The sequence below is a fragment of the Dyella sp. genome (genome assembly GCF_051954575.1).
Taxonomy (GTDB): domain Bacteria; phylum Pseudomonadota; class Gammaproteobacteria; order Xanthomonadales; family Rhodanobacteraceae; genus Dyella_B.
In genome coordinates, this window is record NZ_JBQCHP010000096.1 from 54,478 (window position 1) to 66,830 (window position 12,353).

At 61.9% G+C, this 12,353-nt stretch carries 11 protein-coding genes; 7 read left to right on the forward strand and 4 right to left on the reverse strand.

From position 1 onward, the window contains the following. Nucleotides 1-169: 169 nt before the first annotated feature. From rfbB to ACTHNE_RS13735, 6 genes are all read left to right on the forward strand, one after another. A complete protein-coding gene (gene rfbB, locus ACTHNE_RS13710) occupies nucleotides 170-1,240 on the forward strand; it encodes a dTDP-glucose 4,6-dehydratase (RefSeq protein WP_440269544.1) in 1,071 nt (356 codons plus the stop codon). Continuing rightward, nucleotides 1,237-2,124 carry a glucose-1-phosphate thymidylyltransferase RfbA gene (gene rfbA / locus ACTHNE_RS13715; protein ID WP_440269545.1) on the forward strand — a complete coding sequence of 296 codons (888 nt, stop codon included), beginning with the start codon at nucleotides 1,237-1,239 and terminating at the stop codon, nucleotides 2,122-2,124. Before rfbB ends, rfbA begins: the two co-directional genes overlap by 4 nt. Continuing rightward, complete coding sequence (gene rfbC, locus ACTHNE_RS13720) at nucleotides 2,121-2,678, forward strand: dTDP-4-dehydrorhamnose 3,5-epimerase (RefSeq protein WP_440269546.1); 558 nt, start codon at nucleotides 2,121-2,123, stop codon at nucleotides 2,676-2,678. Before rfbA ends, rfbC begins: the two co-directional genes overlap by 4 nt. After that, nucleotides 2,675-3,610, forward strand: coding sequence for a dTDP-4-dehydrorhamnose reductase (gene rfbD / locus ACTHNE_RS13725; protein WP_440269547.1), 936 nt, complete (start codon nucleotides 2,675-2,677; stop codon nucleotides 3,608-3,610). Before rfbC ends, rfbD begins: the two co-directional genes overlap by 4 nt. Next, nucleotides 3,604-5,016 (forward strand): mannose-1-phosphate guanylyltransferase/mannose-6-phosphate isomerase, encoded by a 1,413-nt coding sequence (locus ACTHNE_RS13730; RefSeq protein ID WP_440269548.1) that lies wholly within the window; start codon nucleotides 3,604-3,606, stop codon nucleotides 5,014-5,016. The genes rfbD and ACTHNE_RS13730 overlap by 7 nt, the downstream gene beginning before the upstream one ends. A 278-nt stretch (nucleotides 5,017-5,294) precedes the next feature. After that, nucleotides 5,295-6,437 carry an alkaline phosphatase family protein gene (locus ACTHNE_RS13735; RefSeq protein ID WP_440269549.1) on the forward strand — a complete coding sequence of 381 codons (1,143 nt, stop codon included), beginning with the start codon at nucleotides 5,295-5,297 and terminating at the stop codon, nucleotides 6,435-6,437. A gap of 48 nt (nucleotides 6,438-6,485) precedes the next feature. On the opposite strand, the gene ACTHNE_RS13740 is transcribed toward ACTHNE_RS13735, so the two are convergent. The 4 genes from ACTHNE_RS13740 to ACTHNE_RS13755 form a co-directional block, all read right to left on the reverse strand. Next, nucleotides 6,486-8,843 (reverse strand): TonB-dependent siderophore receptor, encoded by a 2,358-nt coding sequence (locus tag ACTHNE_RS13740; RefSeq protein ID WP_440269550.1) that lies wholly within the window; start codon nucleotides 8,841-8,843, stop codon nucleotides 6,486-6,488. Nucleotides 8,844-9,093: 250 nt separating this feature from the next. Further along, on the reverse strand, nucleotides 9,094-10,083 hold the full coding sequence (locus ACTHNE_RS13745) for a FecR family protein (protein WP_440269551.1): 990 nt from the start codon (nucleotides 10,081-10,083) through the stop codon (nucleotides 9,094-9,096). Continuing rightward, nucleotides 10,083-10,607: an RNA polymerase sigma factor gene (locus ACTHNE_RS13750; RefSeq protein WP_440269552.1), complete on the reverse strand. Its 525-nt coding sequence runs from the start codon at nucleotides 10,605-10,607 to the stop codon at nucleotides 10,083-10,085. The genes ACTHNE_RS13745 and ACTHNE_RS13750 overlap by 1 nt, the downstream gene beginning before the upstream one ends. A 16-nt stretch (nucleotides 10,608-10,623) precedes the next feature. Further along, nucleotides 10,624-11,880 (reverse strand): VirK/YbjX family protein, encoded by a 1,257-nt coding sequence (locus tag ACTHNE_RS13755; protein ID WP_440269553.1) that lies wholly within the window; start codon nucleotides 11,878-11,880, stop codon nucleotides 10,624-10,626. 22 nt (nucleotides 11,881-11,902) lie between these two features. Here ACTHNE_RS13755 and ACTHNE_RS13760 point away from each other — a divergent pair, with 22 nt between their 5' ends. Then, entirely contained in the window at nucleotides 11,903-12,283 is a 381-nt protein-coding gene (locus ACTHNE_RS13760) for a TolC family protein (RefSeq protein WP_440269554.1), read from the forward strand. The last annotated feature ends 70 nt before the right edge of the window (nucleotides 12,284-12,353 follow it).

The window sequence follows — 12,353 nt, forward strand, 5'->3', positions numbered from 1 at the left end:
CGCACCGCTCGCTAGCTAAATACCACCATCTTCGCCGAGGCAAACGACGAACCGCCCGGCAAGCGTCGATACTTTGACCTCAGCCTATTGCTTGCCCGCTCCCCGCAGACTGTTTCCCGGCCCGATCAATGGCAAACTATCCGCTGGCTGCGTAGCAAAGCAGGGCTTGATGAATCCCCCATCTTCAGACGCCAAAACCTGGCTCGTTACCGGTGGTGCCGGCTTTATCGGCGCCAATTTCGTTCTCAAGGTGATCGCCGACGGTGTACGCGTCGTCAACGTCGACAAACTCACCTATGCCGGCAACTTGGACACGCTCGCCCCCCTCGCCGGCAACGATCGTCACATTTTCGTTCAGGGAGATATCAAGGACCGGGCGCTCTTTCAGCGTCTGCTGACGGCGCACAAGCCGGAGGCGATCATCAACTTTGCGGCCGAATCGCACGTTGACCGGTCCATTGATGGTCCAGCGGCCTTCGTCGAGACCAATGTTGTCGGCACGTTGAGCCTGTTGGAGGCCGCACGCGACTACTGGCGCTCAATGGAAGGTCCGGAACGCGATCGCTTCCGATTTTTGCATGTATCGACGGACGAGGTTTACGGCAGCCTGGGGGACGAGGGACGCTTCACGGAAGCGACCGCTTATGCTCCTAATTCCCCCTACTCCGCGTCCAAAGCAGCCTCCGACCACTTGGTGCGCGCCTTCCATCACACTTACGGCCTGCCCACGCTGACCACCAATTGTTCCAACAATTACGGGCCCTATCAGTTTCCGGAGAAGCTGATCCCGCTGGTCATCCAGAAGGCGTTGCACGGTGAACCGCTGCCTGTGTATGGAGATGGCTTGAACATTCGCGATTGGCTGTACGTGGGTGATCATTGCTCTGCCATAAAGAAGGTGCTGGAACGTGGTCGGGTCGGAGAAACCTACAACGTGGGCGGCAATGCGGAGCGCACCAATATCGACGTGGTGCGCACTATCTGCTCCCTGCTTGATGCGCGCCGTCCGCTACCCAGCGGCAAGCCTCACGACAGCCTGATCACCTTCGTAAAAGACCGCCCCGGCCACGATCGACGCTATGCCATCGACGCCAGCAAGCTGCAGCACGAGCTGGGCTGGCAGCCGGCGCAGACGTTCGAAACTGGGATCGCGCAGACGGTGGATTGGTATTTGTCCAACCAGACCTGGATACAGCGCGTACTCGATGGCAGCTATCGCATGGAACGGCTCGGCGCATGAATACACGCAAGGGGATCATCCTGGCCGGCGGCTCCGGCACTCGGCTCTATCCGATTACGCAGGCGATTAGCAAGCAACTGCTGCCGGTCTACGACAAACCCATGATCTATTACCCGCTGTCCGTGCTGATGCTGGCAGGCATGCGCGAGATCCTGATGATCAACACGCCGCATGAGCAAGCGCTGTTCCAGCGCCTGCTGGGCGACGGTTCGCAGTGGGGCATTGACATCCGGTATTCCGTGCAGCCGTCGCCCGATGGTCTTGCGCAAGCCTTTGTTATCGGCCGTAATTTCGTGAGTAATGCGCCGAGCTGCCTGGTGCTCGGCGACAACATTTTTTACGGGGTCGGGCTTACGGAGCGCCTGAAGCGCGCGGCGACGCGACCACATGGCGCCACCATCTTCGGCTACTGGGTCAAGGATCCGCAGCGTTACGGGGTTGCGGAATTCGACGGCGAAGGGCGTGTGATAGGCATCGAGGAAAAGCCTGCGCAACCGAAGTCCCAATACGCCGTCACAGGGCTGTATTTCTACGATCAGCGGGTATGCGACTACGCCGCCAGCCTCAAGCCTTCTTCCCGTGGCGAGCTGGAGATTACCGATCTCAACCGTTGCTATCTTGAAGACGGCTCCTTGCACCTGGAGCAACTCGGCCGTGGCTACGCCTGGCTGGATACGGGCACACACGAGTCCATGATGGAAGCAGGCAACTACATCCAGACCATCGAAAACCGGCAAGGGCTGAAAGTCTGTTGCCCTGAGGAAATCGCCTATCTCAATGGCTGGATCGACGCGGAACAGGTCCTGCGCCTGGCGGCGCCCCTGATCAAGACCGGTTACGGGCAATACCTGGTTCAACTGGTCAACCAAGGGCCTGTGCGATGAAATCCATTCAGACGGCATTGCCGGGCGTGGTGGTCGTGGAACCCCAGGTTTTCGAGGATTCGCGCGGGTTCTTCTACGAGAGCCACCACGCAGCCAAGTACGCCAAACTGGGCATCCACGCCAACTTCGTGCAGACCAACGTCTCGCGCTCGGCCAAGGGCGTGCTGCGCGGCTTGCACTATCAATGGCCGCACCCGCAAGGCAAGCTGGTCAGCGTACTGGAGGGGGAAGTCTACGACGTCGCGGTCGATATCCGGCACGGCTCGCCCACCTTCGGCCAATGGGTCAGCGCCATGCTTACCGCCGACAATCATCGCCACATGTGGATTCCCGCCGGTTTTGCGCACGGCTTCTGCGTGCTTTCCGACTACGCAACCTTTACCTATCAGTGCACCACGCTGTATGACCCTGCAGCGGATGCTTCGATCTGCTGGAACGATGCCGCCATCGGTATCGACTGGCCAGTCAGCGACCCGGTGATTTCCGCCAAGGACGCCAAAGCGCCATTGCTTGCCGATGTTCCCGTCGACCGCCTGCCGCCGTTCGAAGCATGAACATCTTGCTGCTTGGTGCGAACGGGCAACTTGGCCGCAGTTTTCTTGAGCATGGTGGGCTGGCAGAGCGGGGAATACTTTCCGCCGCTACCCGCGATGGCAGCCGTTTCGACGGCAAGCCTGCGGAAGTTGCTGATCTATCTCAAGCCGATGCGCTGCACGACCTGCTCGACCGGCTGCAACCGCGGGTGATTGTCAATGCCGCAGCGTATACGGCGGTGGATCGCGCGGAGAGCGAAGAAGCCCTTGCGACACGCATCAACGGCGATGCGGTCGGGGAGCTTGGCACATGGGCAGCAGTCCACGATGCGTTGGTGATCCACTATTCCACCGACTACGTTTTCAACGGCAACGCCGACATACCGTACCCGACCGATGCCCCCACGGCGCCGATCGGTGCTTACGGGCGCAGCAAACTTGCCGGCGAACTGGCATTGCAGCGCAGCGGCGCGAAGCATCTGCTGCTGCGAACGGCCTGGGTCTACGCGCCGCACGGCCACAATTTTCTTCGCACCATGTTGCGTCTGGCGGCGGAGCGCGAAGAAATCCGAATCGTGGCTGACCAACATGGCAGCCCCACCGACACGACGTTAATCGTGCGAGCTACCCTTGCCGCCCTCGATAAATGGCTGGACGCCGACCCGATGCAGCGCGATCAAATGAATGGCACGCATCATCTGGTCGCCAGCGGCAGCACCACGTGGCACGGCTTTGCTGACGCCATCATGCGGGAAGCCACGGCGCATGGGCTGCTCGCGCGCATGCCCAGGCTGATTCCCATCACCACCGCGGAATTTCCCACGCCGGCCCGCCGCCCAGCCTGGTCCGTACTGGACAACACCGGTTTTCAGCGGCAATTCGGCTATTCTTTGCCGGATTGGCGACAAGGTTTGAACCACATCATCAAGGCATTGGTCCCTAAAACATGTTGATTCCTCTTATTCTCAGCGGCGGCAGCGGAACCCGCCTGTGGCCGGTTTCGCGCAGGAACCTTCCCAAGCAGTTTCTCTCCTTGAGCGGCGATGGCACGCTTTTCCAGCAGGCCGTCACCCGTACCCAGAAGCTGCCGGAGGCCATGGCGCCTATCATCGTGGCCAGCGAAGACCACCGGTTCCTGGCCGCCGATCAGCTGCTGGAAGCGGGCGTACAAGGCGCCACCATCGTGCTGGAGCCGATCGCCCGCAATACCGCCCCGGCCATCGCACTGGGCGCCCTCAAGGCGGTGGAACGCGATCCGCAAGCCCTGCTGCTGGTGCTACCGGCCGATCATCTGATCGGCGACACCGAAAGCTTCGCCACCGCCGTACAGCAAGCCCTGCCCGCCGCCCGCGACGGCTGGCTGGTCACCTTCGGCATCCGCCCCGATCGCCCTGAAACCGGCTTCGGTTATATCCGCCGCGCCGAGTCGATCGGCGGCGCCGCGTTCCGGGTCGAGCGCTTCGTGGAGAAGCCGGATCTGGCGACCGCCCAGGGCTACGTGAAAGACGGCGGGTACGACTGGAATTCGGGCATGTTCCTGTTCAAGGCGGCGCGCTATCTGGAAGAACTCGGCCAGCACGCGCCGGAGATGCTCGAGGCGGTGCGCCAGGCGTATGCCACCGGGCATGGCGATCTGGATTTCGTGCGGGTGGATGCCGAGGCCTTCGCCAAGGTGCCGGACGATTCCATCGACTACGCGGTCATGGAAAAAACCTCGCGCGCCGCGGTGGTTCCGGTGAGCTGCGCGTGGAGCGATATCGGGTCGTGGTCGGCGCTGTGGCTGTCGGGTCGACACGATGAGCAAGGCAATCAGCGCGAGGGCGATACGCTCACAGTCAATACGCGCAACTCGCTGTTGCGTTCGCACGATCGCCATATGATCGCCACCGTCGGCGTGGATGATCTGATCGTGGTGAGCACGCCGGATGCCACCCTGGTCGCGCATCGCGATGCCGCGCAGGACGTGAAGAAGGTGGTCGACCAGCTCAAGGCGTCCGGCCGCACCGAGCATTCGTTCCATCGCGTAGTGCATCGTCCGTGGGGCAGCTACGACTCGCTCGAAGAGGGCGGGCGCTTCCAGGTGAAGCGCATCGTGGTCAAGCCCGGCGCCAGTCTCAGCCTGCAGAAGCACCATCACCGCGCCGAGCATTGGATCGTGGTGTCAGGCACGGCCGAGGTCACCTGCGACGAAAAGGTGTTCCTGCTGGCGGAAAACCAGAGCACCTACATTCCGCTCGGCAGCGTGCATCGCCTGCGCAATCCGGGCAAGGTGCCGCTGGAGCTGATCGAGGTGCAGTCCGGCAGCTATCTGGGTGAGGACGATATCGTGCGCTTTGACGATGTGTACGGGCGGGCTTGAGCAGTTGTGCCTCCGTGCCGCTGATCTGTATTCACCTCTTTAAATCGTCGCCATGCAGAGTGGTCATTCCGGCGAATGCCGGAATGACGGTGAGGCACAATTAGTCTTCATGCACGTGGGCACAGCCACGCAGCGTGTGCTGCCCGCTTGAACCAGCACATGCGCCCCATATCTGCCACCTCTTCGACATCCATGCACCTTGATCTCGACGCCCAAGCCGGTTGCAATAGCGTCTAACCCTGCGTATCACATGGGTGCTTTGGCGCAAGGAATTCTGCATGTTTCCTTTTTCGTTTTCTCCAACCGCATACCGCGCGCTGACACGAGCCTGCCTGTCTCTTTTCGTGCTGTGCCTGCCGGCGATCGGCCTGGCCGGCTCCTCGCCTGCGCTGCCGCCGATCAAGCACGTCTTCATCATCATGCTGGAGAACGAGTCCTATCCGGTCACGTTCGGGCCGCAGTCGATCGCGCCGTATCTCTCGCGCGAGCTGCCCAAGCAAGGTGCGCTGCTGCCGAACTACTACGGCGTCGGCCACTACAGCCTGGACAACTACATCGCCATGATCAGCGGCCAGGCGCCCAATCCAGCCACCCAGGGCGATTGCGTAACCTTCAGCGAATTCGTGCCGACCGGAAAAGCCGATGAAAACGGGCAGCTTCCAGGCACGGGCTGCGTCTATCCCAAGAGCGTGCATACCCTCGCCAACCAGCTGACCGACGCCGGCTTCAGCTGGAAGGCGTACATGGAAGACATGGGCAAGGATCCCAAACGCGAAGCGGCCACCTGCGCGCATCCGGCCATCGGCACGCCCGACCTCACTGAACATGCCGCGCCGAACGATCAATACGCAGCCAAGCACAACCCATTCGTGTATTTCCATTCGATCATCGACAAGCGCAAGTACTGCGACAGCCGCGTGGTGAACCTCGATCATCTCGCCAACGATCTCGCCAACATCGACAGCACGGCGAACCTCATCTATATCACGCCCAATCTCTGCCACGACGGTCACGACGCACCGTGCAAGAACGGCGAACCGGGCGGTTTGATTTCCGCCGACGCGTTCCTGCGCACCTGGGTACCGCGCATCCTCAATGCACCGGCGTTCAAGAAAGATGGCCTCTTGATCGTCACCTTCGATGAAGGCAACGATGGCAAGGCCTGCTGCAACGAAAAACCGCTACCCGGCGGCCCGCAACCGGGTGGCCAGATCGGTCCCGGCGGCGGGCAGATCGGTGCGGTGCTGCTTTCGCCTTTCATTGCGCCCGGCACGCAATCGGATGTGGAATACAATCACTACAGCTTGCTGCGCAGCCTGGAGGACATGTTCGGGCTATCGCATCTGGGTTACGCGCAGGACAGTCAGTTGCACAGCTTCGGCAATGACGTGTTCACGGCGCATCCGGCCTCGTCCAAATAAAAACCGGGCGGCTTGTCTTGTCGTCATTCCGATGGATGGCGAAGCGAACTAAAAATCCACGACCCCGCTCAACACATACGCCCGATGCTCGTCCGCCGGCACGAACGTCTCATCGAACGTCGGGGCATACAGCTTGCGGGCCAGCATATTCTTCACGCCCAGCGTGATGCTCCAGCGCGGCGTGCGGTAGAACACGTTCATGGCCACGTCCGCCTGCCCGGGTATGTTGATATACGCGCTGCCGTCAGACAGCTGCCCCAGGGTGCGGCTGCGCGCCAACACGCCGCCGGCGACGCCGAAGCCGCGCAACGAGCCGCTCTGGAAGCTATAGCTGGCCCATAGGTTGAACTGCTGCCGTGCTTGTCCGGTCGCGGGTGTGCCGTCGTTGTTGTGCACGGATGGGCGCGTGTAGGCGCTGCTCAGGTTCAGGCCCGGCGCAAGCTGTCCGTTGAACTCGATTTCGAAACCCTGGTTTGATTGGCCGGGACCGTTGACGATGTAATACGGCGGCTGTAGTGACACCAGGTCACTGCTGTGATCGAGCATGATGCGGTATGCGGCCACGGTGAGCCGTGCGCGGTCCTGGAACAGGTCGAACTTCGCGCCAGCTTCGAGTTGTCGCGACAGCGATGGCGGCAGCGGGCGGTTGTCTTTGCCGAGGTACGTATCAGGCTGGAATCCGTTCGAGGTATTGGCATACAGCGCCATCTCCGGCGCCAGCTTGTAGACCACGCCAAAATTGGGCACCCAACGCGATTTGCGCAGATCCCACGGGCTGCCGTCGGGGTGCGTCGTTTCGAGTTCATAACTGGTGCGCCGCCATGCCAGCAGCACTTGCCAGCGCGTGCCCAGGCTCATCTGATCCTGAACAAAGATGCCGTTGTCCGTGGTCCACGATTGACCCGGAAAATGACCAGTGGCGAAATCATCGGGCGTCAACGCAGAAGTCGGCGAAGGCAATGGCCCATCAGCAAAAATGTTGTACGCCATGCCTGCGCCGCCGTTGCTGAAAGCATCGACGCCGTTGCCCACCTGGACGCGCGAATAATCGAAACCGAGCACCACCGCATGCTGCAGCCAGCCATGCCCGAACGCGGCAGTCACATCGTTCTGCAAGGTGTAATAGGCATCGGACGAACGATATTGCTCTGCCACCGCGGCGGTATCGCCAAAAGGCTGGATATCCGATAGCGGCCAGTCCTGCAGATCGATCGATTCGCGCACGTATTGCGCCCGGCTGCGAAACGACCAGGTATTGTTGAAGCGGTGCTCCAGCATGTAGAACAAGCGCCGCGTTTCCACCGACGTGTGGTCGTTGGGATTATCCAGCAGCAATCCCCACGGGGATGCAGAACCAACGGTGTCGCCCAGCAAGATGACGTGATCGGGGATCGGCATGCGGTTCATCATCCACGACGCGCCCGCGATGAAGGTCGTGTCGGGCGTCGACCATCCGATCGATGGCGCGACATAGCGATTGCGCTGCCCACGCATGCCCTGCGGTGTGCGGTCGGCCGTGTCGCCGTTGACGATCAGGCGATAGGTCAGCGACTTGCTGGCGTTCAATGGACCGGCCAGATCCAGGCCAAGTTCTTTCTCGCCATGCTCGCCGAACGAAAACATGAACCGATGAACGGGATCGCTCTGCGGCTTTTTCAGCACCACGTCGATCAGGCCGCCAAAGTTGTTGTACGCGGAGACGTCGCCAAGTATGGCCTGCGGACCCTTCAACACTTCAACCCGTTCCACCCCGATCATCGGTGGATAATCGCCCACGCCCAGCACATTGTTGGGCATGCCATCGGTCATGCCGTTGCCGGTGATGAAGCCGCGCACGGCAAAAATCGGCAAGCCGCTCGAACCCTCGACATACTGTGCGCCGGCCACGTTGCGGATGGCGTCGGCAATGCTCTGTACCTGTTCGGACTGCAGCAGGCTCTGCGTGACGATGCTGACCGATTGCGGCACGTCGATCGGATCGGCCACCGTGCGCTCCGGTCCGCTGCTCACGTCAGCCATGAATTCGGCATCCCGGCCTACCAGGCCGATCGCCTGGATCGGGGGCAGCAGCGTGGCCGCAGGCGTCGTGGGCGCCAAAGTAGGTTTGGACGTCTGTACGGCCGCCGTTGCGCGCGGCTTCACCACCACCGTGCGCGCATCGATGAACGCGAAGCCCATGTTGGTGCCTTCGAGAAGGCGCCCCAGCGCCGCATCCGGCGCCAAGTTCCCGCGCACCGCGTGCGCGCGCTGTCCGGCCACTGCTTGGCCCGCCGTCAGCACCTGCACATTGGCCTGCTTGCCGAAGGCGATCAACGCCGTGGCGAGCGATTGGGCAGGAATGGCAAACGATATACCTGAGGCTTGCTCCGCTGCTTGCGGCGATGCCGCGCATGCGCTCCAGGCCATCACTCCCCATGTCAGGCAGCCGTAAGCTGGCAGCCAGGCAAACCGCCTCATAACGTGCGTCGACTCAGCGCGAAATCACGAGTGTGACATGGGCCGCATCAGTTAGCACGAGTTTGCGTGTGCTGATCGGGACAGTATTGCGCTAGCTTGCGGGAGGCTTTCGTAGGTTGGGTTAGCGCGGCGTAACCCAACGTAATTTGCCGGCATCGTTGGGTTACGCTGCGCTAACCCAACCTACGGGTTATTCGGTTCACTGCCGGTGCTTGGCATCGGACAGCGTCACCCGATCCGCTTCCTTGCTCACCTGCAACGGAAACACTTCCGGCAACGCGCCTACCCAGCTGTCGATCGCATCGGCGCGCACCGTGCCGGTGTACGTCAGCGCGTTCAAATCCGCGTCGAGGATATGCACCGGTTTATTGGTATAGCGATTCAGGTTGGCGATGACCACGCTCAGCGGTTCGTCGATGAACTCCAGACGATCGCTGCGCCACGCGGTCGCCTGCGCGGCTGCAATGGTATCAATCGCCATCGCCATGGCGTCGGGATCGAAGGAGACGCGCTGACCCGCAGTGGCTTCCAGCACATTGTTATGGTTCGCGCCCGCGCGCAGGTCGGCGATCGCCACGCGTCCCTGCGTCACCGCCACCATCACCCGCTCGCCGGTGCGGCGCACGTCGAAGGCGGTGCCGATGTCGTGTACGGATACCTCGCCCGCCTTCACCACGAAGGGTCGATGCGGATCGTGCACCACATCGAAAAAGGCCTCGCCGCCATCCAGTTCCACGCTGCGCCGGTCACGGCTGTACTGCACCGTCAGCGTGGAGGCGGCGCCCAGCGCCACCTTGGTGCCATCGGGCAGGGTGAAATTACGGTTCTGCGCGACGGCGCTCTGCAAGACCTGGGTAGGATTGCCGAAGCGAGTCCAGCCGACATAAAGCGCGCCGGACAACACCAGTGCCGCAATGGACGCCGCAGCCGCCAGCGGCAGCCAGCGCGGCGATGGCGGCGCAGGACGCGAGAACGTGTTGACCAGCGCCTGGCGCGAAACGCGATCGAGCTGACCGAACCGCTCGGCCAAGGCGCTCACGTGTTCGAACGCCTTGAGATGCCGCTCGTCCTCGGTGGTCCACGCCAGCCATTGTTCGATCGTATCGCCGCTATCGTCGGGTTCGCGCAGGCGCACCCACCAATCGGCGGCGGCGCGCAGGAGCGTGTCTTGCTGTTGTTGGCTTGCCATCACGGCATCTCCTTCTCGTCGACGTACGCGCGGCAGTGGGCCAGCGCATGGGCGACGTGGTAGCGCACCATGCGCTCGCTGAGTTTCATGGTTTGCGCGACGCTGTTGAAATCGCGGCCTTCGATCACGTGCATGACAAACGCCCGGCTCGCCTTCGCCGGCAGTTCGCGCAAGGCCTGGCGAAGTCCGGCCACCTGCTCCGCCGCCACCGCGTGATGGTCGGGTCTTTGCTCGTCCACCGGTTCGTCGTGCGACTGCACGATGGCGAAATCGCTGCGCACCTTGCGCTTGCGCAAACGATCGATGGCCAGGTTGCCGGCGATCTTGAACAGATAGCCGCGCAGGGAATCGACTTCCTCGCGGTTGTCCATGGTCAGCATCCGCAAATATGCTTCCTGCGCTACTTCCTGCGCATCCGAAAGCGAATTGAGGCGACATTGCAGAAAAGCGATCAGCGCGCGGTTGTGCTCGCGAAACAGCTTCTCGATGTCGCTCACGTGTACGGATAGTGTCACGGTGCTCATGGACCCTCGTGGACGGTCAAAAGCCTGCCACAACCGCGCGTGGCATGCGTGAGGAAGGTGGCGCGAGCGCGTTGATCAGCAGTTGCTCGGCCTCGCGCCGCAAGGCCTCGCGGCGACGGAACGCGGCGCGATGATTGCTCGGCACCTCCGCCGCGGTCTTGTGCGCGAGCGTGGCAGGGAGCGCGTACCAGCCGCCGCCGATACGCTGGCCGTGCTGTTCTTTCCAGAAGGCGTCGTAGTCGGCGTAAATCGCGCGCCCTTTGCGACGCAGCGGATGCGCATCGTTACAGACCGCCACCACCCGCTCGATACCGTACTGGCGCGCAAAGCAATAGACCAACGAAAGCATCAGCTGCTTCGGGCGCATGCCATGCAGGTTGCGCGTAAGTTCGCGCACGATGTCCCTGGCGCTATCACCCCGCGGTCCCTGCAGGCAACCGATCATCAGCATCGGCTTCTCATCGGCCACCGAGAAGACAATGCTGTATAGCGGATCTTCGTTCACATCGCACAGCTGCAGGCAGAGCTCGCCTTCACAACCCATGTGAATGGGCGGCTTGAGGCAAAGCGTCAAAAGGGAGCCATCCTTGGCTTGCAGGGCTCCTAAACTTGCATGGCCCATGGCATACACCAGCTCGAACAAGCCGCGTGGCAAATGCGCCTTTGCAAAACGATAATGCTGATGCAAATGGTGCAGCCGGTTGCGCCGATGCCAATACGCGTTGAGATAGCCGCGCATGTGCCGTTCCAACAGACGCGGATCGCGTTCCCGATAGGCACGCATGGTCGGATCGGCTGCAACAAAATCCAGAAATCGCTGATGCATTGGACCAATGCACAGGCTCCGCACGAGATATCTCAGCCCGAAGACGCTGCGCCGGTACCACGCGCCGGTCCAATCGTGGCGACGACGCAGCGAATCGATCAAGTTCAGCAGCGTGCCGAAGGGCCGCTCGGCGGAAGCGCTTGATCGGTGCTGTTCAGGCAAATAGGCGCCCGGCGCCAGCAAGGCTTCCAGGCCGATGCCCAGCACACCAGCAGGGGGATGATTGGGTTTGTTCAAGGCGTTCGTTCCGTCGGGGCAGCAGTTGCTGTTTCCCCTGTTAGACGTATGAGCCTTGGGATTTTGAAATGATTGGCGTCGAGCCTTAGCTAGGCGACGGCCAGCTCCCTCCCCTGCATGCAGGGGAGGGTTGGGGTGGGGTTGCGCGAGCTTGCCGCGTCGTTGAAATTCGCCGCGAGGTTGCGTGTACCCCCCCCAAACCAACCCCACCTAGACGGGGGGGGTAAAGGTGGTGGGGGGTGAGGGATATACGGGCCCGGGCAAGGCCGCCATCGCCAGCTACAACGCTGCGATCGCGGATTACCAGCAGACCGTGCTCAACGCGTTCCAGAACGTCGCCGATACCTTGACTGCGCTCGACCAGGATGCCCTGACGCTGCAGGCGGCGCAGTCGGCGGCCGCTTCGGCGCAGCAATCGTTCAACAACGCGCAGGCGCGTTATCGGCTGGGTGGGGTTTCCTATCCGTCGAAGGTGCTGAGCGAGCAGCATTGGCAGAACGCGCGGCTGACGGAAATCCAGGCCAGGGCGGCAAGATTGGCGGATACAGCGGCGCTGTTCCAGGCGATGGGCGTGCCGCAGGATGCGGCGCTGGCGGAAAACTCGCGGCGCTGACTTGCGAGCGATATTCCTGACTCGCCACCAACTGTTCCCTCCCCTGCGAAGTAGGGGAGGGTTAGGGTGG

Bases quoted from the DNA above. Each gene is read 5' to 3' on its own strand.
- rfbC (WP_440269546.1), top strand. From the start codon at position 2,121: ATGAAATCCATTCAGACGGCATTGCCGGGCGTGGTGGTCGTGGAACCC.
- rfbD (WP_440269547.1), top strand. From the start codon at position 2,675: ATGAACATCTTGCTGCTTGGTGCGAACGGGCAACTTGGCCGCAGTTTT.
- ACTHNE_RS13735 (WP_440269549.1), top strand. From the start codon at position 5,295: ATGTTTCCTTTTTCGTTTTCTCCAACCGCATACCGCGCGCTGACACGA.
- rfbB (WP_440269544.1), top strand. From the start codon at position 170: ATGAATCCCCCATCTTCAGACGCCAAAACCTGGCTCGTTACCGGTGGT.
- ACTHNE_RS13730 (WP_440269548.1), top strand. From the start codon at position 3,604: ATGTTGATTCCTCTTATTCTCAGCGGCGGCAGCGGAACCCGCCTGTGG.
- rfbA (WP_440269545.1), top strand. From the start codon at position 1,237: ATGAATACACGCAAGGGGATCATCCTGGCCGGCGGCTCCGGCACTCGG.
- ACTHNE_RS13740 (WP_440269550.1), bottom strand. From the start codon at position 8,843: ATGGCCTGGAGCGCATGCGCGGCATCGCCGCAAGCAGCGGAGCAAGCC.
- ACTHNE_RS13745 (WP_440269551.1), bottom strand. From the start codon at position 10,083: ATGGCAAGCCAACAACAGCAAGACACGCTCCTGCGCGCCGCCGCCGAT.
- ACTHNE_RS13750 (WP_440269552.1), bottom strand. From the start codon at position 10,607: ATGAGCACCGTGACACTATCCGTACACGTGAGCGACATCGAGAAGCTG.